Origin of the sequence: Pseudomonas mangrovi (assembly GCF_003052585.1) — a bacterium.
Classification (GTDB): domain Bacteria; phylum Pseudomonadota; class Gammaproteobacteria; order Pseudomonadales; family Pseudomonadaceae; genus Aquipseudomonas; species Aquipseudomonas mangrovi.
On the sequence record NZ_QASN01000019.1, the window covers coordinates 42,596 to 65,906 of the forward strand.

A 23,311-nucleotide genomic window follows, 5' to 3' on the forward strand; every position below is an offset into this window, starting at 1 on the left:
CCGAAGGGCCCTTTCTCATGACTGCTCGACTCAGACGCCGGAGGCTTCCGCCGCCGCGACATCCTTGATCGACAGCTTGATACGGCCGCGGTTGTCCACGTCCAGAACCAGCACCTTCACTTCCTGGCCTTCCTTGAGGATGTCGGTGACTTTCTCGACACGCTGATCGCTCAGCATCGAGATGTGCACCAGACCATCCTTGCCCGGCAGGATGTTGACGAAAGCGCCGAAGTCGACGATGCGCTCGACGCGACCGACATAGATCTTGCCGATCTCGGCTTCGGCAGTAATGCCCAGCACGCGCTGCCTGGCCGCTTCGGCCGCTTCCTTGGTCTCGCCGAAGATCTTGATCGAGCCATCATCTTCGATGTCGATGGAGGCCTTGGTCTCTTCGCAGATACCACGGATGGTCGCGCCACCCTTGCCGATCACGTCGCGGATCTTGTCCTGGTCGATCTTCATCGCAATCATGGTCGGCGCATTGGCCGACAGCTCGCTGCGCGACTGGGAGATGACCTGGTTCATCTGGCCGAGGATGTTCAGGCGAGCTTCCAGCGCCTGCTCCAGCGCCTGCTCCATGATCTCTTCGGTGATGCCCTGGATCTTGATGTCCATCTGCAGCGCGGTGACGCCCTTGGCGGTACCGGCCACCTTGAAGTCCATGTCGCCCAGATGATCTTCGTCCCCGAGGATGTCGGTCAGGACGGCAAACTTGTCGCCTTCCTTGACCAGGCCCATGGCGATACCGGCGACCGGCGCCTTCATCGGCACACCGGCGTCCATCAGGGCCAGCGAGGCACCACAGACCGACGCCATGGAGCTGGAACCGTTGGACTCGGTGATCTCCGAAACCACGCGGATGGTGTAGGGGAACTCGTCGGCGCTCGGCAGCATGGCGGCAACGGAGCGGCGGGCCAGACGGCCGTGGCCGATTTCGCGGCGACCGGTAGCGCCCATGCGACCACACTCACCGACCGAATAGGGCGGGAAGTTGTAGTGCAGCATGAAGGGGTCTTTCTTCTCGCCTTCGAGGGTATCGAGCAGTTGCGCGTCACGGGCGGTGCCGAGGGTGGCAACCACCAGCGCTTGGGTTTCGCCACGGGTGAACAGTGCCGAGCCGTGGGTCTTGTCGAGCACGCCGACTTCGATGTTCAGACCGCGAACGGTACGGGTGTCGCGGCCGTCGATACGCGGCTTGCCGTTGACGATGTTCTCGCGCACGGTGCGGTATTCGATCTCGCCGAAGGCATCCTTGACCTCGCCTGCGGACGGCTGGCCTTCCTCACCGGAGAACTTGGCAACCACCTGGTCCTTCAGCTCGCCGAGGCGCGCATAGCGGTCCTGCTTGATGGTGATGGTGTAGGCCTGGGAGATGGCTTCGCCGAACTCGCTGCGGATGGCCGACAGCAGGGCGGTGTTTTCCGCTTTCGGCTGCCAGTCCCAGGTCGGCTTGGCCGCTTCGGCCGCCAGCTCGGTAACGGCCTGAATCACGGCCTGGAACTCGTCGTGGGCGAAGAGTACGGCGCCGAGCATCTGGTCTTCGGTCAGCTCTTTGGCTTCGGATTCAACCATCAGCACGGCGTCTTTGGTGCCGGCCACGACCATGTCCAGGCTGGAGGCCTTGAGCTGCTCGTAGGTCGGGTTCAGCAGGTAGCCGGTTTCCGGGTGGAAGGCGACGCGCGCGGCACCGATCGGACCGTTGAACGGGATGCCGGAGATGGCCAGGGCCGCCGAGGTACCGATCATCGCAGCGATGTCCGGATCGGTCTTCTTGCTGGTGGAGACGACGGTGCAGATGACCTGCACTTCATTCTGGAAGCCTTCCGGGAACAGCGGGCGGATCGGCCGATCGATCAGGCGCGAGGTCAGGGTTTCCTTCTCGGAAGGACGCGCCTCGCGCTTGAAGAAGCCGCCGGGAATCTTGCCGGCAGCGTAGGTTTTTTCCTGGTAGTGGACCGACAGCGGGAAAAAGCCCTTGCTCGGGTCGGCGGACTTGGCACCGGTGACTGCGACCAGCACGGTCACGTCGTTGTCAACGGTGACCAGCACGGCGCCGGAGGCCTGACGGGCGATACGGCCTGTCTCGAGGGTGACGGTCGACTGACCGAATTGGAATTTCTTGATTACCGGGTTCACGGTGTCTTCCTTCTCTATGTTGCCTTTGGGGAAATCTGAAGAGAAAACGGGAGTCGGACCCGCAGTCCCCTCGAAAGCCAAAAAGCTGGAAGCCCGAAGCTGGCGGCCGGGGCTAGCCCCGATCCTGCAACTTCAAACTCCCAGCTTCCGACTTCCAGCTCTGCTACGTCTTAACGACGCAGACCCAGACGACCGATCAGGGTGCTGTAACGAGTGGTGTCCTTACCCTTCAGGTAATCCAGCAGCTTGCGGCGCTGGTTGACCATGCGGATCAGACCACGACGGGAGTGGTGGTCCTTGCCGTTGATCTTGAAGTGACCTTGCAGCTTGTTGATGTTGGCGGTCAGCAGGGCAACCTGCACTTCCGGAGAACCGGTATCGCCTTCAGCTTGCTTGTACTCGTTAACGATCTGGGCTTTTTCTTCAACGCTCAGTGCCATGATGGGCTCCTTGAGTGAACAGGCCGGGACATTTCCCGTGTTTGTATAAGAGGCATGACCGTGCCTGTTGACAGCCACCCTCACCGGCTCACCGCAGCGAACCGGCTTCGGTCTCGCGACCGAATCAATCACGAGCCGAGGCCCGTTTTCAGCGCTAGGCGCTGGTTGCAATCAATCGACGCGGCGCGATGCGCCCGTCTTCGCTCACTTCACCGATACCGATGAAGCGACCATTGTGATCCTGTACCCGAACCATGCCGAACTTTGGCGCTTCCGGTGCGCGTACCGGCTGGCCGTGCAGCCAGTAGTAGGCACTGTGTTCGGAAAACTGCAGTAGTGGCCAATGCTGCAGGCCGCTGTCCGAAGGTAGCAGGAAGCGATCAATTGCCTCGTTGCCACCTTGCTCGTGCGCCGCCTCCAACTCTTCGAGGGTCACCGTCTGCGCCAGATCGAAGGGACCGGCCTGGGTTCGGCGCAGCTCGATCACATGCGCACCACAACCCAGAACCTCGCCCAGGTCTTCGACCAGGGTGCGAATGTAGGTGCCCTTGCTGCAGGCCACCGCGATCCGCGCCTGCTCGCCTTCCAGCCCGAGCAGTTCCAAGCGCGCAATAGTAACAGAACGCGCCTCGCGCTCCACTACTTCACCGGCCCGCGCCAGCTTGTAGAGCGGCTGGCCATCACGCTTCAACGCAGAGTACATCGGAGGTATCTGCTCGATCTGGCCACGAAAGCGCGGTAGCGCCGCCTCGATATCGGCAGCACTGACCTTGACCTCGCGCCGCTGCAGTACCTCACCCTCGGCATCCGCCGTGGTGGTGGTCACACCCAGCTGCATCAGCGCTTCGTAACCCTTGTCGGCATCCAGCAGGTACTGGGAGAACTTGGTCGCCTCACCGAAGCACAGCGGCAACACGCCGGTCGCCAGCGGGTCGAGGCTGCCGGTATGCCCGGCCTTCTCCGCATTGAGTAGCCAGCGCACCTTCTGCAGGGCGGCGTTGGAGGTGAAACCACGCGGCTTGTCGAGCAGGATGATCCCACTCACATTGCGCCGGACACGTTTGACCTGAACCACCTGCTACTCCTCGCTGCCGGCAGACTTGCTGCGATCTTCCGCCACCGCACGCTCGATCAGCGCCGACAGATCGGTACCGCGGCGCACACTCGCGTCATAGACGAAGTGCAGCGTGGGCACGGTGCGCAGCTTCATCGCCTTGCCCAGCAGCATGCGCAGAAAGCCTGCGGCATCCTTGAGCACCTTGACGCTCTGCTCGACCACGCCCTCTTCGTTCTCCCGCCCCATGACGGTAATGAATACCTTGGCGTGCGAGAGATCCCGGCTTACATCCACCGCAGTGATGGTCACCAGACCCAGACGCGGATCCTTGACCTCACGCTGGATCAGCTGCGCAAGCTCGCGCTGCATCTGGTCACCGATGCGCTGGGTGCGACTGTATTCTTTGGCCATAAACCCTATCTCCAGCTGCCAACTGCAGCTGCATGAAACTTTCGCCGTAAAACCAAACGGCAAGCCCACTCGGTGGACCAGGCCACCTCCTGAAGCTTGCCGCTTGAGGCTTGCTACCGATCGTCAGAGCGAACGAGCAACCTGGACCTTCTCGAACACCTCGATCTTGTCGCCGACCTTGACGTCGTTGTAGCTCTTCACGCCGATACCGCACTCCATGCCGTTACGCACTTCGGCGACATCGTCCTTGAAGCGACGCAGCGATTCGAGCTCGCCTTCGAAGATCACCACGTCCTCACGCAGTACGCGGATCGGACGGTTGCGATAGACGACGCCCTCGACCACCATGCAGCCCGCCACCGCACCAAACTTCGGCGAACGGAACACGTCACGCACTTCGGCGATGCCAAGGATGTTCTCGCGAACATCGCTGCCGAGCATGCCGGTCAGCGCCTTCTTCACGTCTTCGATGATGTCGTAGATGACGTTGTAGTAGCGCATGTCCAGGCCTTCGGCCTCGACGATCTTGCGCGCACCCGCGTCGGCACGGACGTTGAAGCCGAACAGAACGGCGTTCGAAGCCAGCGCAAGGTTGGCGTCCGACTCGGTGATACCACCGACGCCGCCACCGACCACACGAACCTGCACTTCATCGTTGCCCAGGCCGCTGAGCGAACCCTGCAAGGCCTCCAGAGAGCCACGCACATCGGACTTGAGGACGATGTTGAGGGTCTTCTTCTCTTCCTGACCCATGGTCTCGAAGATGTTTTCCAGCTTGCCGGCATGCGCACGAGCCAGCTTGACCTCGCGGAACTTGCCCTGACGGAACAGCGCGACTTCACGCGCCTTCTTCTCGTCGGCAACCACCATCATCTCGTCGCCGGCATCCGGCGTGCCGTCCAGGCCGAGGATCTCGACCGGGATAGAAGGACCGGCTTCCTTGATCGACTTGCCGTTCTCGTCGAGCATGGCGCGCACGCGGCCGTAGTTGACGCCGACCAGAACCATGTCGCCCTGACGCAGGGTACCGTCCTGGACCAGCACGGTAGCCACCGGGCCGCGACCCTTGTCGAGACGCGATTCGACCACCACACCACGACCGGGAGCCGACGGTGTTGCCTTGAGCTCGAGAACCTCGGCCTGCAGCAGGACCGCTTCGAGCAGCTCGTCGATACCGGTACCGGCCTTGGCGGAAACCGGGACGAAGGGTGCGTCGCCGCCCCACTCTTCCGGAATCACGTCCAGTGCGGCGAGACCGTTCTTGATGTTGTCCGGATTGGCTTCCGGCTTGTCCATCTTGTTCACCGCGACCACGATCGGAACGCCGGCAGCCTTGGCATGCTGCACCGCTTCCTGAGTCTGCGGCATCACGCCGTCGTCCGCCGCAACCACCAGGATCACGATATCGGTGGCCTTGGCACCACGTGCACGCATCTGGGTGAACGCCGCGTGACCGGGGGTATCGAGGAAGGTGACCATGCCGCGGTCGGTTTCCACGTGATAGGCGCCGATGTGCTGGGTGATGCCACCCGCCTCACCGGATGCGACCTTGGCACGACGAATGTAGTCGAGCAGCGAGGTCTTGCCATGGTCGACGTGACCCATCACGGTCACTACTGGCGCACGATGGAACGACTCACCTTCGAACTTGAGCGACTCGGCCAGCTGCTCTTCCAGGGCGTTGTCGCTGACCAGTTTGACCTTGTGGCCAAACTCTTCGGCAACCAGCTGGGCAGTTTCCTGATCCAGCACCTGGTTGATGGTCACCGGGGTGCCCATCTTGAACATGAACTTGACGATTTCCGCGCCCTTGACAGCCATCTGCTGTGCCAGCTCGGAAACGGTAATGGTTTCGCCAATGGCTACTTCGCGCACGATGGGCCCCGTCGGGTTCTGGAAGCCATGCTGGTTGCGCTTCTTGAGCTTGGCTTTGCCGCCACGGCCGCCACGGCGGAATCCGTCGCTTTCTTCATCGGTGCTGCGCGGAGCAACACGCGGAGCGGGCGCCTTTTCCTTCTCCTTCAGGGAAGGACGGTGCTGGGCATGCTTGCGATCACGGCGCTCGTCCTCGTCGCTGCGTGCCTTCTCCTGACGACGCACTTCTTCCTTCTTGCGCTCGGCCGCCGCATCGACAACCGGCACCTCGGCAATGACCGGCTCGGCAGTAACGGCTGCGACCAGACTGGCATCGGCACCCGACTTGACTGCTTCGGCCTGACGACGCGCTTCTGCCTCGGCACGCTCGCGCGCCTCGGCTTCGGCCTTCAGACGTACGGCTTCTTCTTCGGCACGACGCTCCTCGGCCTCACGCTTCTGCTCGGCCTCGATCTCTTCCGGGCTGCGCTTGACGAAGGTCTTCTTCTTGCGCACTTCCACGCTGATGGTCTTGCTGCCGGCCACTCGCAGGGTGCTGGTGGTCTTGCGCTGCAAGGTGATCTTGCGCGGCTCTTCGGCTTTGGCACCGTGGCTGCTCTTGAGATGCGCCAGCAGGGCCTGCTTCTCTACATCGGTAACGACTTGCTCGGCGCTGGTGTGCGGCAAGCCCGCCTCACGCATCTGCTGCAGCAGGCGCTCCACTGGTGTAGCGACCACTTGGGCCAGTTCTTTGACCGTGACTTGCGTCATGCATTTCTCTCCTCAGGCCGCCATTACTCGAACCAATGGGCTCGGGCGGCCATGATCAACTTGCCGGCACGCTCAGCGTCGATACCGTCGATGTCGAGCAGATCGTCAATCGACTGCTCGGCCAGATCTTCACGCGTCACCACGCCACGCACCGCCAGCTCGACCGCCAGCTCGGAGGTCATGCCCTCGAGCGACAGCAGGTCTTCGGCAGGATGGGCGTCGGCCAGTTTTTCCTCGGTGGCGATCGCCTTGGTCAGCAGACGGTCCTTGGCTCGGGCACGCAGCTCGCTGACGATGTCTTCGTCGAAGCCGTCGATGCTAAGCATCTCTTCCATCGGAACGTAGGCGATCTCTTCCAGGCTGGTGAAGCCTTCTTCGACCAGCACCTGGGCCAGCTCCTCGTCGACTTCCAGCTCGTCGACGAAGTGCTGCATGATGTCGCCGGTCTCGGCCTGCTGCTTGGCCTGGATATCGGCCTCGCTCATCACGTTCAGGGTCCAGCCGGTCAGTTGGCTGGCCAGACGCACGTTCTGACCGCCACGACCGATGGCTTGCGCCAGGTTGTCTTCGGCCACGGCGATGTCCATCGCGTGGGCATCTTCGTCAACGATGATCGCAGCGACTTCCGCAGGCGACATGGCGTTGATGACGAACTGCGCGGGATTGTCGTCCCACAGCACGATATCGACGCGCTCGCCGCCCAGCTCCCCGGAGACCGCCTGTACGCGCGAACCGCGCATGCCGATGCAGGCACCCTGCGGATCGATGCGCTTGTCCTTGGAGCGCACCGCGATCTTGGCGCGCGAACCCGGGTCGCGGGAGGCTGCCATTACCTCGATCAGGCCCTCGGCGATTTCCGGCACCTCGATGCGGAACAGCTCGATCAGCATCTCTGGCGCGGTACGCGAGAGGATCAGCTGCGGGCCACGGTTCTCGGTGCGGATTTCCTTGAGCAGCGCACGCACGCGCACGCCGACCCGGAAGGTCTCACGCGGAATGATGTCCTCGCGAGCCAGCAGCGCCTCGGCGTTGTTGCCCAGATCGACGATGACGTTGTCACGAGTGACCTTCTTCACGGTACCGAAGATGATGTCGCCAAGCTTCTCGCGATAGGCATCAACCACCTGCGCGCGCTCAGCCTCGCGAACCTTCTGCACGATGACCTGCTTGGCAGTCTGCGCAGCGATGCGGCCGAACTCGATGGACTCGATCTTTTCCTCGATCAGGTCGCCAACCTTGGCACCGGGCTGACGCTCCTGCGCCTGCTCGACGGTCAGTTCAGCCTCGGGGTTTTCCAGCAGGTCATCCTCGACCACTGTCCAGCAGCGGTAGGAGTCGTAGTTCCCGGTCTGCCGATTGATTTCAACCCGCAGCTCTACCTCGTCGTCATAACGCTTCTTGGTAGCGGTGGCCAGTGCCAGCTCCAGCGCTTCGAAAATCACATCGGCCGGCACGCCCTTTTCATTGGATACCGACTCAACAACCAGCAGTACTTCTTTACTCATCGTACGCCTCGCCTTTCGCAATCCATTGGGGATCCCGCGGATCCGCGCCTCAAGACAGTCGCCTATCGCGCCAGCTGCATATCGAATGACACGCCCGCCAGCCCTGCGATCCTGCGACCACCTCCCTCAATCAAAACGGGGAATTATGTTGGCCTTGTCGACCGAGTCGATCGGCAAAAGGTATTCGTGATCATCCACCAGCACCACGACATCCTGCTCCTCCACACCGCGGAGAAGCCCCTGGAAATTGCGCCGCCCCTCGAACGGCGAACGCAATCTGATCTTTACCTGCTCGCCGGCATGCCTGGCGAACTGCTCGAGCGTGAACAGCGGCCTGTCCATGCCCGGCGAAGAAACTTCCAGCGTGTACTCGACGCTGATTGGGTCCTCTACATCCAGCACACCGCTGAGCTGACGACTGACCTTTTCACAATCGTCGACCAGGATGCCATTGGCGTGATCGATATATACCCGCAGCACCGAATGCTTGCCCTGGGCCAGAAACTCGATGCCCCAGCACTCATAACCGAGCGCCTCGACAACCGGGGCCAGCAAAGCCTGCAACTGTTCAAGCTTGCTCGACACCTGAACCCCCTCGTATATGTTCCGCAAATAAAAAATGGGCGAAACGCCCATCCCTTGGAGACCACAGACACCGTGGCCCAACTAGCAAAAAGCCCCTGAATAGGGGCTCTGCTACTACTGGTTGCGGGGGCTGGATTTGAACCAACGACCTTCGGGTTATGAGCCCGACGAGCTACCAGACTGCTCCACCCCGCGCCAAAGCTGGGGGCGGAGTATACGATTGATCGCCTCAAGCGGTCAATCGACCTACCACCAACGATAAAGCCCGCAATTGCGGGCCTTATCGCTCTCACATGGTACCGAGGAGGGGACTCGAACCCCTACAGCCTATGGCCACTACCACCTCAAGGTAGCGTGTCTACCAATTCCACCACCTCGGCAAAACTCTTACTCCTGAAGCTCCGGCACATCCTCTGCCGGCGCTTCAGGCTGACGCTCCTCGAGAACCGGAACATCATCATCCAGGACTTGCTCGCGCTGAACTTCCTGCACCGCAGGAGTCGGCAGACCCAGATCATCCCAGCCTTGAGCTTTTTGTTTAGCTACGTACGCTAAGCCCAGGCTGGTCAAGAAAAAAGCGGTGGCAAGTATAGCAGTAGCGCGACTGAAAAAGGTAGTGGAACCTTGGCTACCAAATACAGTTCCGGAAGCACCACCACCGAAGGAAGCACCCGCCTCCGCACCCTTGCCCTGCTGCAACAGCACGAATGCCACGATACCGATCGCACCCAGCAGATGCAGGACGATTACCACAGATTCCAGTTCGAGCATTCTTAGTTTCCCGCAGCGCGACAGATCGCACCAAACTCGTTCGCATTCAGAGAGGCCCCACCCACAAGCCCCCCATCGATATCCGGCATGGCAAACAATTCAGCAGCGTTGGCAGCCTTTACGCTACCGCCGTACAGAATCCTCAACCCTCCAGCAACAACCTCATCCAACCGCGCAACCTGAGCGCGAATGGCAGCATGTACTTCCTGCGCCTGGCCGGGCGACGCCGTCAAACCAGTACCAATCGCCCAGACCGGCTCGTATGCCAGGACAGCACCAGCAAGCGATTGCGCGCCACAAGCATCCAGCACCGCCGCCACCTGCCGCGCCACGACCTCAAGGGTCTGACCCGACTCGCGCTGCTCGAGCGTCTCACCGACACAAAGCACAGGCACAAGCCCCGCAGTCTGTGCAGCAACAAACTTGCACACAACGACCGCATCCGCCTCACCGAGAATCAGGCGGCGCTCAGAATGCCCGACCAGCACCATCGAACAACCCGCATCACGCAACTGACATGCAGCGACTTCACCCGTGAGCGCACCCGGCTGCTGCTCGATCGCACAATCTTGCGCACCCACGCCGATCGACCTGCCCGCCAGCTCGGAAACGGCCTGAGCGACATGTATCAGCGAGGGAAAAACCACAACCTCTACACCTGCCGGAATTTCTTCCTGGCGCAAACCATCGAGCAGCTCTGCGACGCTGGCGCGGGTACCGTTCATTTTCCAGTTACCGGCGACCAGAGGACGACGCATGCTCTACCTCGTGATTTGAGTGGCGGCGAATGTTAACCAAGTGGCCCAGCACTGGCAAGCCAATCAGCCACAGACTTCTGCAACCAGCCGCGCCAGTTCCGCGGCGTGCGTGCGGACGACCGTTTCATCGTCACCCTCGACCATCACACGAACCAGCGGCTCGGTTCCGGATTTACGCAGAAGCACTCGACCACGCCCAGCCATCTGCTCGGTAACCCGCTCGCATGCATCCTTGACGCTGGGATGCTCCACCGGATCCAGCGCACCGGACAGCCGCACATTGATCAGCACCTGCGGACACTTGTGCCAGGCCAGACGCTCTTCGGCCAGCCTCCCCCCACGCCGACGCAATGCCAGCACCACCTGCAGGGCGGCGATGATTGCATCCCCCGTACTGGCGTGCTGGGCACAGAGGATATGCCCGGAGTTTTCTCCGCCCAGCTGCCAGCCGCGCGCATTCATCTCGGCCATGACATAGCGGTCGCCGACCTTGGCCCGAGCAAAGGGAATCTCGCGCTTCTGCAGGGCCAGCTCCAGACCCAGATTGCTCATCAGCGTTCCCACCACGCCGCCTGACAACCGCCCACGCTCCTGCAGATCGGTGGCAATGATGTAGAGCAGCTCGTCACCGTCCACGACCGCGCCAGTGTGATCGACCATTAGCACCCGATCACCATCGCCATCAAAGGCGATGCCGATGTCGGCACCTTGCTCGATCACCGCCTTCTGCAGCGCGCCCATATGGGTCGAACCGACGTCCGCGTTGATGTTCACGCCATCCGGCTGCGCGGCGATGACGATCACCTCGGCACCCAACTCGCGAAAGACGCTGGGGGCAACTTTGTAGGTCGCGCCATGCGCGCAATCGAGGACGATCTTCAGCCCACTGAAATCGGTACTGGTAGGCACGCTGCTCTTGCAAAACTCGATATAACGCCCGGCTGCGTCATTGACCCTGGAAGCCTTGCCCAGATGCTCGGACTCGACGACGGACATCGGCGTATCCAGCAATTCCTCGATCATCAGCTCGACTTCATCCGGCAGCTTGGTGCCCTTGCCGGAAAAGAATTTGATGCCGTTGTCGTAATGGGGGTTGTGCGAAGCACTAATGACAATACCGGCGTCCGCATGGAAGGTGCGCGTCAGATAGGCCACCGCCGGAGTGGGCATGGGCCCGAGCAGCATCACATCGGCACCCGCTGCGATCAGTCCCGCCTGCAACGCCGACTCGAACATGTAGCCGGAGATCCGCGTGTCCTTGCCGATCAGCACCTTGCAGTGGCCATGGCGGCGGAACGCCATGCCGGCAGCCCAGCCCAGACGCAAGACGAACTCCGGAGTGACCGGATACTCGCCCACCCGACCACGAATGCCGTCGGTACCGAAATATTTTCTGCTCATGCTCGCTCCGTACTTCTCAATCAGCAGCTTCCACTGCCGCAATCATGCGAACCACATCGACCGTTTCGGCCACATCATGTACCCGGAGAATGCAGACGCCCTTGGCCACCGCCAGCGCAGCCAGCGCCAGACTGCCGAAAAGCCGTTGATTCACCGGCTTTTCCAGCGTCTGCCCGACCATGCTCTTGCGCGAAACACCGACCAATAGAGGGCGCTGCAGCTGGTGCAGACTTTCCATGTGGCGGAAAAGGCTCAGATTGTGCGCCAAGGTCTTGGCAAAACCAAATCCGGGATCGAGGACGATGCGCTCGCGCGCAATGCCTGCAGACTCGCAGCAGAGCATGCGTTGCTGGAGAAAACTCGCCACCTCGGCGGTGACGTCCGCATAGACGGGGTCATCCTGCATCGTGCCCGGCTCGCCGCGCATATGCATCAGGCAGACCGCCATCTGCGTCTGCGCTGCGGCTTCCAGCGCACCAGGACGCACCAGAGAACGCACATCGTTGATCAGTCCGGCACCGAGGGCCGCCGTTTCGCGAATGACTGCGGGCGCAGAGGTATCCACCGAGACGGTGACATCCAGCTCGCGCACCAGCGCCTCTACTACCGGAGCGACGCGCTGCAGCTCCTCCTCACTGGAAACCGGTCGGGCCCCCGGCCGGGTCGACTCGCCACCGACGTCGATCAGGCTTGCACCGGCAGCAACCATGGCCTGCGCATGGCGCAGCGCGGCGTCCCGCGCAGCGAAACGACCGCCGTCCGAGAAGGAATCCGGGGTGACATTGAGGATGCCCATCACATGCGGGCGCGTTAGATCGAGCTGCCGACTGCCGCAAGGCAGCCAGCGCTCACTGGTCGGCGAACTCATGAAACTCAGTGTTCGCCGGCTGGCCCGCCGATCGGCGTCTCTGGAACCTCACCACTCGCCGCGGTAGGCCCGGAAGAGTCGTCGCCACGCCAGTCGCGCGGCTCACGGGCGACACGCCCGGCCATGATGTCGTCAATCTGGTCGGCGTCGATGGTTTCGTACTTCATCAATGCCTCGGCCATCAGGTCAAGCTTGTCACGGTTCTCGGTGAGAATGCGCTTCGCCGTGCCATAGCAATGGTCGATGATCTCGCGCACCTCCAGATCGATCAGCTTGGCCGTATCTCCGGAGACATTGGTGTGCTGACTACCGGCACTGCGACCAAGGAAGACTTCTCCCTCTTCCTCCGCATACATCAGCGGTCCGAGCTTTTCCGAAAGCCCCCACTTGGTGACCATGTTCCGCGCCAACTGGGTGGCCCGCATGATGTCGTTCGATGCGCCCGTGGTAACACCATCGAAGCCGAGCGTCATCTCTTCCGCGATACGACCGCCATACAGCGAGCATATCTGGCTGATCAGCGCGCGCTTGGAGAGGCTGTAACGGTCTTCCTCGGGCAGGAACATGGTCACGCCCAAGGCGCGCCCGCGGGGAATGATCGACACCTTGTACACCGGATCATGCTCGGGAACAGTTCGCCCGACGATCGCATGCCCCGCTTCGTGATAGGCGGTATTGAGCTTTTCCTTCTCGGACATGACCATCGATTTGCGCTCGGCGCCCATCATGATCTTGTCCTTGGCCAGTTCGAATTCCTTCATCTCGACCAGGCGCTTGCTTGAGCGCGCCGCGAACAGCGCCGCCTCGTTGACCAGATTGGCCAAATCGGCGCCGGAGAAGCCTGGGGTACCGCGCGCGATCACTGCCGGTTCGACGTTGTCGCCCAGCGGCACCTTGCGCATGTGAACCTTGAGGATCTGCTCGCGACCACGAATGTCCGGCAGGCCGACAACCACCTGGCGGTCGAAACGGCCGGGGCGCAGCAGGGCCGGATCGAGCACATCGGGGCGGTTGGTGGCAGCAATGACGATGATGCCGTCATTCATCTCGAAACCATCCATCTCTACCAGCAACTGGTTGAGGGTCTGCTCGCGCTCGTCATGACCGCCGCCCAGACCGGCGCCGCGATGACGACCGACAGCATCGATCTCGTCGATGAAGATGATGCAAGGAGCGTGCTTCTTGGCCTGCTCGAACATGTCGCGTACGCGACTGGCGCCGACACCGACGAACATCTCGACGAAATCGGAACCGGAAATGGTGAAGAACGGGACCTTGGCTTCGCCCGCAATGGCCTTGGCCAGCAGCGTCTTGCCAGTACCCGGCGGGCCGACCATCAGCACGCCACGCGGAATACGCCCACCCAGGCGCTGGAACTTGCCCGGATCACGCAGGAACTCGACCAGCTCGCCGACTTCTTCCTTGGCCTCGTCGCAACCGGCGACGTCAGCCAGGGTGGTCTTCACCTGATCCTCGGAAAGCAGGCGCGCCTTGGACTTGCCGAAGCTCATCGGCCCACCCTTGCCGCCCGCGCCACCCTGCATCTGGCGCATGAAGAACATGAATACCGCGATGATGACCAGGATCGGGAAGCTGGCTACCAGCAGCTGAGTCCAGATGCTCTGGCGCTCCGGCTGCTCGCCAACGATCTTGACGTTGTTGTCGAGCAGATCCTTCATCAGGCCGCGATCCTCGATCGCCGGCCGTATGGTCTCGAAGCGGCTGCCGTCGAGATTGAGACCGCTGATGACATAGCCGTTGACGGTGACTTCCTGAACCTTGCCCTGCTGGACTTGCTCGATGAAGTCCGAATAGTTGACCTTGCCGGATTCACTGGTACCGGTGAAGTTGTTCATCACCGTGACCAGAACCGCGGCGATGATCAGCCACAGGATCAGATTCTTTGCCATATCGTTCAATTGATTACCCTCTCCAGCCAGCCCCAGGCGGGAACCGGCTTCGAATAACGGCTAATGAGCTGCCTGACTAAGTTACTACACAACCTCAACCACGGGCAGGCATGCCCTGTAACCCTTTATGAGCCCTGGAAGGCTTCTGCGTCCATGTCCATATCGTTGCCCCGGAACCCACGAGCCAGCAGATACTGTTCCCGCGAGCGGTCCCGCGAGGATAGCGGCTTGCGCATCTGTACCTTCTCGAAGCGCTCGCGGACCTGCTTCAGGTAGGTATCGAAGCCTTCTCCCTGGAAAATCTTGATCAGGAAATCACCGCCGGGTCGCAGCACCCGAGCGGACAGATCCAGCGCAAGCTCACACAGATACATGGCACGGGCCTGATCCGCAGCCCGCACTCCACTCATATTGGGTGCCATATCGGAAATCACAAGGTCTACCGGATGCCCGTCAATCGCCTGGAGAATCTGTGCGAAGACGGCATCATCGGTGAAATCGCCCTGGATGAAAGTGACGTCGGCGATGCTGTCCATCTCGAGGATGTCCGAGGCGATCAGCCGGCCCTTGTCGCCGAGCACGCGACTGGCCACCTGCGACCAGCCGCCAGGCGCGGCGCCGAGGTCGACCACGGTCATCCCCGGACGAAGAATACGGTCCTTCTCCTGGACCTCGAGAAGCTTGTAGCTGGCTCGCGAACGGTAGCCGTCCCTCTGCGCCATCTTCACGTAGGGGTCGTCGAAATGTTCTTTCAGCCAGCGATGACTGGTTTTGGAGCGGGCCACGAAATACCTCATCTGGGCGGGTCTATGTGGCTCGGGTACACTAGCCGCCGCTTTCACTGGGATCGGACGCAAGGGTCAGATTATGTCGCTCACTCAAGAGCAGAAGAAACAGTACAAATCCATCGGCCATCATCTGAAGCCGGTGCTGATCGTTGCCGAACAGGGCCTCACCGAAGGTGTGCTAGGAGAGCTCGAACGCGCGCTCAACGATCACGAACTTATCAAGGTCCAGCTACGCATCACCGAGCGCGAGGATCGCCAGGCGATGATTGCCGAGCTATGCACCCAGGGCCGTTGTGATCTGGTGCAGTCGATCGGCAAGGTCGCCCTGCTCTACCGCAGGAATCCCAAGCCGAATCGTCAGCTGTCCAACGTTCACCGTCACCAGCTCTGACGCCCTGCCTTACGCGGTCGGGCTCGAGGCTTTCGCCTCGGCGCCCGGCACCGGCTGCAACACCAGCACCAGACCGCACATGGCTACCGCAAGATAGCTGAAGACCTGCCAGTAAGCCTGATCCGGCAGCCAGATACGGCAGAGGAAATGGCTGGCGATCAACAGCTGCACTGCAATCAGCGCCTGTCCCCGAACATCCCGAAAAGCGCTGCGCAAACCGCGCGCGCGCACCAGCACCAGCATCTGCAGAAATACCGCGCAGGCGGCGAAGCCCAGCAGCAGGGGCACCAGCATGCCGCGGATCTCCTCGATCAGCAGCGGCGCGATGCCCACCTTGCCGATCCCCGGCAGCACCACGAAATGCATGCCCCAGAGGCCGCCGACCCAGAACGTCTGGACCAGCTGCCAGCTGATCTGCCCTGCGCGGGAAAAGCCCGTCTCAGACATGCCGGACTTCGATGATCTCGTATTCGAGGATGCCACCAGGAGTATGCACGCTGACGACATCCCCTTCGGTCTTGCCAATCAGCGCCCGGGCGATGGGGGAAGTGACCGAGATCTTGCCCTTCTTGGCATCGGCCTCGTCCTCCCCAACGATCTGGTAGACCACGCTTTCGTCGGTATCGCAATTTGCTATCTCGACGGTGGCGCCGAAGATCACCTTGCCGGTATGGGCGATGCTGGTGACATCGATGACCACCGCATTCTGCAGGCGACCTTCGATATCGCGGATACGCGCCTCGACCATGCCCTGCTGTTCACGCGCGGCGTGATACTCGGCGTTTTCCTTGAGGTCACCCAGCTCGCGCGCCTCGCCAATGTCCTGGCTCAGCTTGGGGCGAACGACCTTGGTCAGATGTGCCAGTTCTTCCTCCAGGGCGCGAGCGCCCTGGACTGTCATCGGATACTTGGTCATGCCTTGATTCCTGCATGCAGGTCCTGCAGCCGGCGCACGGTCTTCTCGGGACCGAACTTCAGCGCCTCACAGATCGCCTGACCACCAGCAATGGTAGTGGTGATGCAGATCTTGTGCTGCAGGGCATTACGACGGATCGAGTAGGAGTCGGCGATGGACTGACGCCCCTCGGTGGTATTGATGATCAGGGTGACTTCGTCGTTCTTGATCATATCGACCACGTGCGGACGACCTTCGGTCACCTTGTTCACCCGGCGCACGGGCAGCCCGGCGGCCTCGATAATACGCGCGGTGCCCGCCGTGGCGACCACCTCGAAACCCAGGCCAACCAGGTCTCGCGCGACGTCCACGACGAAAGGCTTGTCGTCCTCGCGTACGCTGATGAACACCGCGCCGGAGTTCGGCAGGATCTCGCTGGCACCCAGCTGCGCCTTGGCGAAAGCTTCGCCGAAGCTGTCGCCGACACCCATGACCTCGCCGGTGGACTTCATCTCCGGGCCGAGGATCGGATCGACGCCAGGGAACTTGGCGAAGGGGAACACCGCCTCTTTGACACTGAAGAACGGCGGGATGATTTCCTTGGTGAAGCCCAGCTCGGTCAGGGTCTTGCCGGCCATCACGCGTGCAGCGACCTTGGCCAGGGACTCACCGATGCACTTGGAAACGAAGGGCACGGTGCGCGACGCACGCGGGTTCACTTCGATGACGAAGATGTCCTCGCCCTGCACCGCCATCTGCACGTTCATCAGGCCGACCACGCCCAGCTCCAGCGCCATGGCCTTGACCTGCTCGCGGATCTTGTCCTGGATGTGTGCCGGCAGCGAATAGGGCGGCAGCGAACAGGCGGAGTCACCGGAGTGAATACCAGCCTGTTCGATGTGCTGCATGATCGCGCCGATGACCACGATCTCGCCGTCGCAGACCGCGTCGATGTCGACTTCGATGGCGCAGTTGAGGAAGTGGTCCAGCAGCACCGGGCTGTCGTTGGATACTTTCACTGCCTCGCGCATGTAGCGCTTGAGCTCTTCTTCCTCGTAGACGATCTCCATCGCCCGGCCGCCCAGCACGTAGGACGGACGCACCACCAGCGGATAACCGATGGTCTTGGAAATGGCCAGTGCCTCGTCTTCGCTACGCGCGGTGGCGTTGGCCGGCTGACGCAGATTGAGGCGCTGCACCATCTGCTGGAAGCGCTCACGATCCTCTGCGCGGTCGATGGCATCCGGGCTGGTGCCGATGATGCATACCCCGGCTTCCTCCAGCGCGCGGCAGAGCTTGAGCGGGGTCTGGCCGCCGTACTGCACGATCACGCCCTTGGGCTGCTCGACGCGGACGATCTCCAGCACGTCCTCCAAGGTCACCGGCTCGAAGTACAGACGGTCGGAGGTGTCGTAGTCAGTGGAGACGGTTTCCGGGTTGCAGTTGACCATGATGGTCTCGTAGCCGTCTTCACGCATCGCCAGGGCTGCGTGCACACAGCAATAGTCGAACTCGATGCCCTGTCCGATGCGGTTCGGGCCACCGCCGAGGATCATGATCTTGTCGCGGCCGGACGGATTGGCCTCGCACTCTTCCTCGTAGGTCGAGTACATATAGGCGGTATCGGTGGCGAACTCGGCAGCACAGGTATCCACGCGCTTGTACACCGGCAGCACCTTGAGCTTATGGCGATGGCTGCGCAGATTCTTCTCGGTCACCCCGAGCAGCTTGGCCAGGCGCGCATCGGAGAAACCCTTGCGCTTGAGGCGACGCATCAGGTCGTAGTCGATGCCGGACAGGCCCAGGGTCTGCACGCGCTGCTCTTCCTTGACCAGATCCTCGATCTGCACCAGGAACCACTCGTCGATGCGGGTCAGATCGAAGACTTCGGCGACGCTCTTGCCGGCTCGGAAGGCATCAGCCACGTACCAGATGCGCTCGGCGCCCGGCACGGTCAGTTCGCGACGCAGGGTGCTCTCGGCTTCCGGATCGTTCAGATCAAGCTTGGGATCGAAACCGCTGACGCCGACCTCCAGGCCGCGCAGTGCTTTCTGCACCGATTCCTGGAAAGTCCGGCCGATGGCCATGACTTCACCGACCGACTTCATCTGGGTGGTCAGGCGCGCGTCGGCCTTGGGGAATTTTTCGAAGGCGAAGCGCGGGATCTTGGTGACCACGTAGTCGATGGCCGGCTCGAAGGACGCCGGGGTACGACCGCCAGTGATGTCGTTCGACAGCTCGTCGAGGGTGTAGCCGATCGCCAGCTTGGCGGCAATCTTGGCGATCGGGAAGCCGGTCGCCTTGGAGGCCAGTGCCGAAGAGCGCGAGACCCGCGGGTTCATCTCGATCACCACCATGCGGCCGGTGTCCGGGCAGATGCCGAACTGCACGTTGGAGCCGCCGGTTTCCACACCGATCTCGCGCAGCACCGCAAGCGATGCGTTGCGCATGATCTGGTATTCCTTGTCGGTCAGGGTCTGCGCCGGCGCGACTGTGATCGAATCGCCGGTGTGGACGCCCATCGGGTCGAAGTTCTCGATGGAGCAGACGATGATGCAGTTGTCCTTCTTGTCGCGGACCACCTCCATCTCGTATTCCTTCCAGCCGATCAGCGACTCGTCGATCAGCAGCTCGCTGGTCGGCGACAGGTCCAGGCCGCGGGCACAGATCTCTTCGAACTCTTCACGGTTGTAGGCGATACCGCCACCGGTGCCGCCCATGGTGAAGGAGGGACGGATGATGCAGGGGAAGCCGACCTTGTCGAGTACGCCGTAGGCTTCTTCCATGTTGTGCGCGATACCCGAGCGCGGGCAGGCCAGGCCGATGTCCTTCATTGCCTTGTCGAAGCGCGAGCGGTCTTCGGCCTTGTCGATGGTATCGGCGTTGGCGCCGATCATCTCGACGCCGAATTTTTCCAGCACCCCGTGTTTTTCCAGGTCCAGCGCGCAGTTCAGCGCGGTCTGGCCACCCATGGTCGGCAGCAAAGCGTCGGGACGTTCCTTCTCGATGATCTTGGCCACGGTGGCCCATTTGATCGGTTCGATGTAGGTGGCGTCGGCCATGGCCGGGTCGGTCATGATGGTGGCCGGGTTGGAGTTCACCAGGATGACGCGGAAGCCTTCTTCCTTCAGCGCCTTGCAGGCCTGGGCGCCGGAATAGTCGAACTCGCAGGCCTGACCGATGACGATGGGGCCGGCGCCGAGGATCAGGATGCTTTTGATGTCTGTACGTTTTGGCATGGTCTTTCTCGAATTCTCTGCGCGGCGGGCTTAACGGCGTTTGGCCATCTCGGCGATGAAGCGGTCGAACAGCGGCGCGACATCATGCGGGCCGGGACTTGCTTCCGGGTGCCCCTGGAAACTGAAGGCAACCTTGTCGGTGCGCTCGACCCCCTGCAGGGTGCCGTCGAACAGCGACTTGTGGGTGGCGCGCAGGTTGGCCGGCAGGCTCGCCTCGTCCACGGCAAAACCGTGGTTCTGGCTGGTGATCATCACCACGCCGGTATCGAGATCCTGCACCGGGTGGTTGGCACCGTGGTGACCGTTGACCATCTTCACCGTCTTGGCGCCTGAGGCCAGCGCCAGCAGTTGATGACCCAGGCAGATGCCGAACACCGGAATGTCGGTTTCCAGCACTTCCTGAATGGCCCTGATCGCGTAGTCGCAGGGCTCGGGATCGCCCGGGCCGTTGGCCAGGAAGATGCCGTCGGGCTTCAGTGCCAGGGCTTCGCTCGCGGGGGTCTGCGCCGGCAGCACGGTAAGGCGGCAACCGCGCGCAACCAGCATGCGCAGGATGTTCCACTTCACGCCGTAGTCGAAGGCAACCACGTGATACGGCAGTTCGCTGGCCGGGATCTCCGGATGGCTGTCGCTTTCCAGACCCCATACGCTGGAGCGCCACTCGTAACGCTCCTTGGCGCTGACCACCTTGGCCAGATCCATGCCTTTCAGACCCGGGAAGCTGCGCGCCAGCTCCAGCGCCTTCTCCTCGGTAGCGTCAGCGCCCACCAGGATGCAGCCGTTCTGTGCGCCCTTCTCGCGCAGAATGCGGGTAAGACGACGAGTGTCGATGCCGGCGATGGCGACGGTGCCGTTCTCTTTCAGGTACTCGTCCAGCGGCTGTTTGTCGCGCCAGCTGCTCGAAGTCAGCGGCAGATCGCGGATGATCAGACCGGCAGCCCAGACCCGATTGGACTCGGCGTCTTCCGGAGTGGTCCCGGTGTTGCCGATGTGCGGATAGGTCAGGGTGACGATCTGCTGGGTATAGGATGGATCGGTGAGGATTTCCTGATAGCCGGTCATGGCGGTATTGAACACCACCTCACCAATGGTATGACCATCGGCGCCGATGGATTCGCCGCGAAAGATGCTGCCATCGGCTAGAGCCAGAATGGCGGGCGTAAGGGCTGGCGTAGTCAAGAGACCTCCCGTAGATCAAGGCAGAAGCAAACGCAGATTGTAAAAAAGCGGGATGACGTGTGAAGGTCATCCCGCTTTTTTGTTCGAAACCATTTCTGCGCAACTTTTAATGGACACACTAAGGCGGCGAGCCTACAGGAAAACGCCATTTCGGTCTAGGCAAAAAGAGGGCCAAACCAGACGACAGGAACGAGTCCGCATCGTCCGGACACGCGCGCATCAGGCCAGCCCGAGCACATCCTGCATATCGTAGAGCCCTGCCGGACGCCCCTCGAGCCAGAGCGCAGCACGCACGGCGCCCTTGGCGAAGGTCATGCGGCTCGACGCCTTGTGAGTGATTTCCACGCGTTCACCATCAGCCGCAAACAGCACGGTATGATCGCCGACCACATCTCCCGCCCGCACAGTGGCGAAGCCGATGGTCTCACGCTCGCGAGCACCGGTCTGACCCTCCCGCCCGTAGACCGCGACCTTCTGCAGATCACGCCCCAGCGCATCCGCCACCACTTCACCCATGCGCAGCGCGGTACCCGATGGCGCATCGACCTTATGCCGGTGATGCGCCTCGATGATCTCGATGTCGACGTCATCGCCGAGCACCCGCGCAGCGGTATCCAGCAACTTCAGACACAGATTCACACCGACGCTGTAGTTGGCAGCGAAAACGATCGGGATTTCCTTGGCCGCCTCGCTCAGCTGCTTCTTCTCCTCGACGGTGAAACCGGTGGTGCCGATGACCATCGCCTTGCCCGCCTCGCGACAGATCGCCAGATTGCGCAGCGTCACGCTCGGGTGAGTGAAGTCGATCAACACGTCGAATTCGTCCAGCACACCCACCAGCTCCGCCGACAGCGGTACGCCGATGCGCCCCTGCGCAACCAGCTCCCCGGCGTCAGCACCGATCAGACTGCTGTCCGGCCGGTCGACCGCGGCAGTCAGCCCCGCACCAGCGGCCTGCACGACCGCCTCGATCAGATGCTTGCCCATGCGCCCAGCGGCGCCCATCACTGCAATACGTCGCATACAAGAAAGCTCCAAGCTGGAAGCCTGAGACCGAAAGCCGGACCAGAACGCCTCAGGCCTCCTGCGTCCGCCCCCCGAGCTCGTTTAAATGTCGCCGAAGAAGCGCTTCATGCCCTCGAACCAGCCGCTGGCCTTGGGCGAATGCGAGCCGTCGCCCTGCAGCGAAGCACGGAACTCCTCGAGCAGCTCACGCTGGCGCTTGTCCAGGTTGACCGGCGTCTCCACCGCCACCCGGCACATCAGATCGCCAGCCGGACCACCCCGCACAGGCGCAACGCCCTTGCCGCGCAGGCGGAACAGCTTGCCGGTCTGTGTGCCCTCGGGAATCTTCAGCTTGACCCGACCATCCAGCGTCGGCACCTCCAACTCACCACCCAGCGCCGCGTCGGCGAAGCTGATCGGCACCTCGCAGTACAGATGCTTGCCGTCGCGCTGGAAGATCGAGTGCTCGCGGACATTCACCACGACATACAGATCGCCGGCCGGACCACCCTGGTTACCCGCCTCGCCCTCACCGGACAGGCGGATGCGATCACCACTGTCGACACCGGCCGGCACCTTGACCGACAGGGTCTTGTGTTCCTCCACACGACCCTGGCCATGACAGCTGCCGCACGGGTCGCTGATCATCTTGCCGCTGCCGTGGCAACGTGGACAGGTCTGCTGGACCGAGAAGAAACCCTGCTGCATGCGCACCTGACCGATACCGCCACAGGTGGTACAGGTGGTGGGGCTGGTGCCCTTCTTGGCACCGGAGCCGTCGCAGGTCTTGCACGACACCAGCGTCGGCACACGGATGGTCACGGTGGTGCCACGTACTGCCTCTTCCAGGTCGAGTTCCAGCGTGTAGCGCAGATCACTGCCGCGCTGCGGACCGCCGCGCGAACCGCCACGTGCGCCACCGAAGAAGTCACTGAACACGTCGCCGAAGATGTCGGAGAAGTTCGCGCCGCCGGCGAATCCGGCCCCGCCTGCCCCGCCACCCATACTCGGATCGACCCCGGCATGCCCGTACTGATCGTACGCCGAGCGCTTCGCCGCGTCGGAGAGCACTTCGTAGGCCTCGTTGGCCTCCTTGAATTTCTCCTCGGCAGCCTTGTCGTCCGGGTTGCGGTCCGGGTGGTATTTCATCGCCAGCCGGCGATAGGCCTTCTTCAGGGCCGCCTCATCGGCGCCGCGCTCGACACCGAGCACTTCGTAGTAGTCACGTTTAGCCATCGTTCTGCTGCACTCTAAAATTCATCTCTTCCAGATACGCCGACGCGGGAGACTGGCTCCCGCGCGGCGTACAGCGTCCATCGACGATCGATGGTGGGAAGCGCAAACCAG

20 protein-coding genes and 2 tRNA genes are annotated in these 23,311 nt (G+C 62.0%); 1 reads left to right on the forward strand and 21 read right to left on the reverse strand.

Features of this window, described 5'->3' with window-relative positions; genetic code table 11:
* Positions 1-30 precede the first annotated feature (30 nt).
* The 15 genes from pnp to rlmE form a co-directional block, all read right to left on the reverse strand.
* Entirely contained in the window at positions 31-2,136 is a 2,106-nt protein-coding gene (pnp, locus tag DBO85_RS11225; protein ID WP_108107372.1) for a polyribonucleotide nucleotidyltransferase, read from the reverse strand.
* Positions 2,137-2,306: 170 nt separating this feature from the next.
* The gene (rpsO, locus tag DBO85_RS11230; protein WP_108107373.1) at positions 2,307-2,576 is read right to left on the reverse strand and encodes a 30S ribosomal protein S15; all 270 of its coding nucleotides are present in this window, start codon (positions 2,574-2,576) and stop codon (positions 2,307-2,309) included.
* Between the two features lie 154 nt (positions 2,577-2,730).
* Positions 2,731-3,651 carry a tRNA pseudouridine(55) synthase TruB gene (gene truB, locus DBO85_RS11235; protein WP_108107374.1) on the reverse strand — a complete coding sequence of 307 codons (921 nt, stop codon included), beginning with the start codon at positions 3,649-3,651 and terminating at the stop codon, positions 2,731-2,733.
* 3 nt (positions 3,652-3,654) lie between these two features.
* Positions 3,655-4,044: a 30S ribosome-binding factor RbfA gene (gene rbfA, locus DBO85_RS11240; RefSeq protein WP_108107375.1), complete on the reverse strand. Its 390-nt coding sequence runs from the start codon at positions 4,042-4,044 to the stop codon at positions 3,655-3,657.
* Positions 4,045-4,167: 123 nt separating this feature from the next.
* On the reverse strand, positions 4,168-6,669 hold the full coding sequence (gene infB, locus DBO85_RS11245; protein ID WP_108107376.1) for a translation initiation factor IF-2: 2,502 nt from the start codon (positions 6,667-6,669) through the stop codon (positions 4,168-4,170).
* A 23-nt stretch (positions 6,670-6,692) separates the two neighbouring features.
* Positions 6,693-8,174, reverse strand: coding sequence for a transcription termination factor NusA (gene nusA, locus DBO85_RS11250; protein ID WP_108107377.1), 1,482 nt, complete (start codon positions 8,172-8,174; stop codon positions 6,693-6,695).
* A gap of 126 nt (positions 8,175-8,300) precedes the next feature.
* Complete coding sequence (gene rimP / locus DBO85_RS11255) at positions 8,301-8,759, reverse strand: ribosome maturation factor RimP (protein ID WP_108107378.1); 459 nt, start codon at positions 8,757-8,759, stop codon at positions 8,301-8,303.
* A gap of 118 nt (positions 8,760-8,877) precedes the next feature.
* Positions 8,878-8,954 (reverse strand) — tRNA-Met (locus DBO85_RS11260).
* 99 nt (positions 8,955-9,053) lie between these two features.
* Positions 9,054-9,139 (reverse strand) — tRNA-Leu (locus DBO85_RS11265).
* A gap of 7 nt (positions 9,140-9,146) precedes the next feature.
* Positions 9,147-9,530, reverse strand: coding sequence for a preprotein translocase subunit SecG (gene secG, locus DBO85_RS11270; RefSeq protein WP_108107379.1), 384 nt, complete (start codon positions 9,528-9,530; stop codon positions 9,147-9,149).
* Positions 9,531-9,532: 2 nt separating this feature from the next.
* Positions 9,533-10,288, reverse strand: a complete 756-nt coding sequence (gene tpiA, locus DBO85_RS11275; protein ID WP_108107380.1) for a triose-phosphate isomerase — start codon at positions 10,286-10,288, stop codon at positions 9,533-9,535.
* Between the two features lie 63 nt (positions 10,289-10,351).
* On the reverse strand, positions 10,352-11,689 hold the full coding sequence (glmM, locus tag DBO85_RS11280) for a phosphoglucosamine mutase (RefSeq protein ID WP_108107381.1): 1,338 nt from the start codon (positions 11,687-11,689) through the stop codon (positions 10,352-10,354).
* Positions 11,690-11,705: 16 nt separating this feature from the next.
* On the reverse strand, positions 11,706-12,557 hold the full coding sequence (gene folP, locus DBO85_RS11285) for a dihydropteroate synthase (protein ID WP_108107382.1): 852 nt from the start codon (positions 12,555-12,557) through the stop codon (positions 11,706-11,708).
* A gap of 5 nt (positions 12,558-12,562) precedes the next feature.
* Positions 12,563-14,467, reverse strand: coding sequence for an ATP-dependent zinc metalloprotease FtsH (gene ftsH / locus DBO85_RS11290; protein WP_108107383.1), 1,905 nt, complete (start codon positions 14,465-14,467; stop codon positions 12,563-12,565).
* Between the two features lie 125 nt (positions 14,468-14,592).
* The gene (rlmE, locus tag DBO85_RS11295; RefSeq protein WP_108107384.1) at positions 14,593-15,252 is read right to left on the reverse strand and encodes a 23S rRNA (uridine(2552)-2'-O)-methyltransferase RlmE; all 660 of its coding nucleotides are present in this window, start codon (positions 15,250-15,252) and stop codon (positions 14,593-14,595) included.
* Between the two features lie 82 nt (positions 15,253-15,334).
* Between rlmE and DBO85_RS11300 the strand changes: the two genes are divergently transcribed.
* Positions 15,335-15,646 carry a YhbY family RNA-binding protein gene (locus DBO85_RS11300; protein WP_108107385.1) on the forward strand — a complete coding sequence of 104 codons (312 nt, stop codon included), beginning with the start codon at positions 15,335-15,337 and terminating at the stop codon, positions 15,644-15,646.
* A 9-nt stretch (positions 15,647-15,655) separates the two neighbouring features.
* Here the strand turns inward: DBO85_RS11300 and DBO85_RS11305 are convergent, their stop codons facing one another.
* From DBO85_RS11305 to dnaJ, 6 genes are all read right to left on the reverse strand, one after another.
* On the reverse strand, positions 15,656-16,093 hold the full coding sequence (locus DBO85_RS11305; protein ID WP_108107386.1) for a DUF4149 domain-containing protein: 438 nt from the start codon (positions 16,091-16,093) through the stop codon (positions 15,656-15,658).
* Complete coding sequence (gene greA, locus DBO85_RS11310) at positions 16,086-16,562, reverse strand: transcription elongation factor GreA (protein ID WP_108107387.1); 477 nt, start codon at positions 16,560-16,562, stop codon at positions 16,086-16,088. The genes DBO85_RS11305 and greA overlap by 8 nt, the downstream gene beginning before the upstream one ends.
* Positions 16,559-19,780, reverse strand: coding sequence for a carbamoyl-phosphate synthase large subunit (gene carB, locus DBO85_RS11315; protein ID WP_108107388.1), 3,222 nt, complete (start codon positions 19,778-19,780; stop codon positions 16,559-16,561). The genes greA and carB overlap by 4 nt, the downstream gene beginning before the upstream one ends.
* 30 nt (positions 19,781-19,810) lie before the next feature.
* Complete coding sequence (gene carA / locus DBO85_RS11320) at positions 19,811-20,959, reverse strand: glutamine-hydrolyzing carbamoyl-phosphate synthase small subunit (RefSeq protein WP_108107389.1); 1,149 nt, start codon at positions 20,957-20,959, stop codon at positions 19,811-19,813.
* Positions 20,960-21,178: 219 nt separating this feature from the next.
* Positions 21,179-21,982 carry a 4-hydroxy-tetrahydrodipicolinate reductase gene (dapB, locus tag DBO85_RS11325; protein WP_108107390.1) on the reverse strand — a complete coding sequence of 268 codons (804 nt, stop codon included), beginning with the start codon at positions 21,980-21,982 and terminating at the stop codon, positions 21,179-21,181.
* 84 nt (positions 21,983-22,066) lie between these two features.
* A complete protein-coding gene (gene dnaJ, locus DBO85_RS11330) occupies positions 22,067-23,200 on the reverse strand; it encodes a molecular chaperone DnaJ (RefSeq protein WP_108107391.1) in 1,134 nt (377 codons plus the stop codon).
* Positions 23,201-23,311 lie beyond the last annotated feature (111 nt).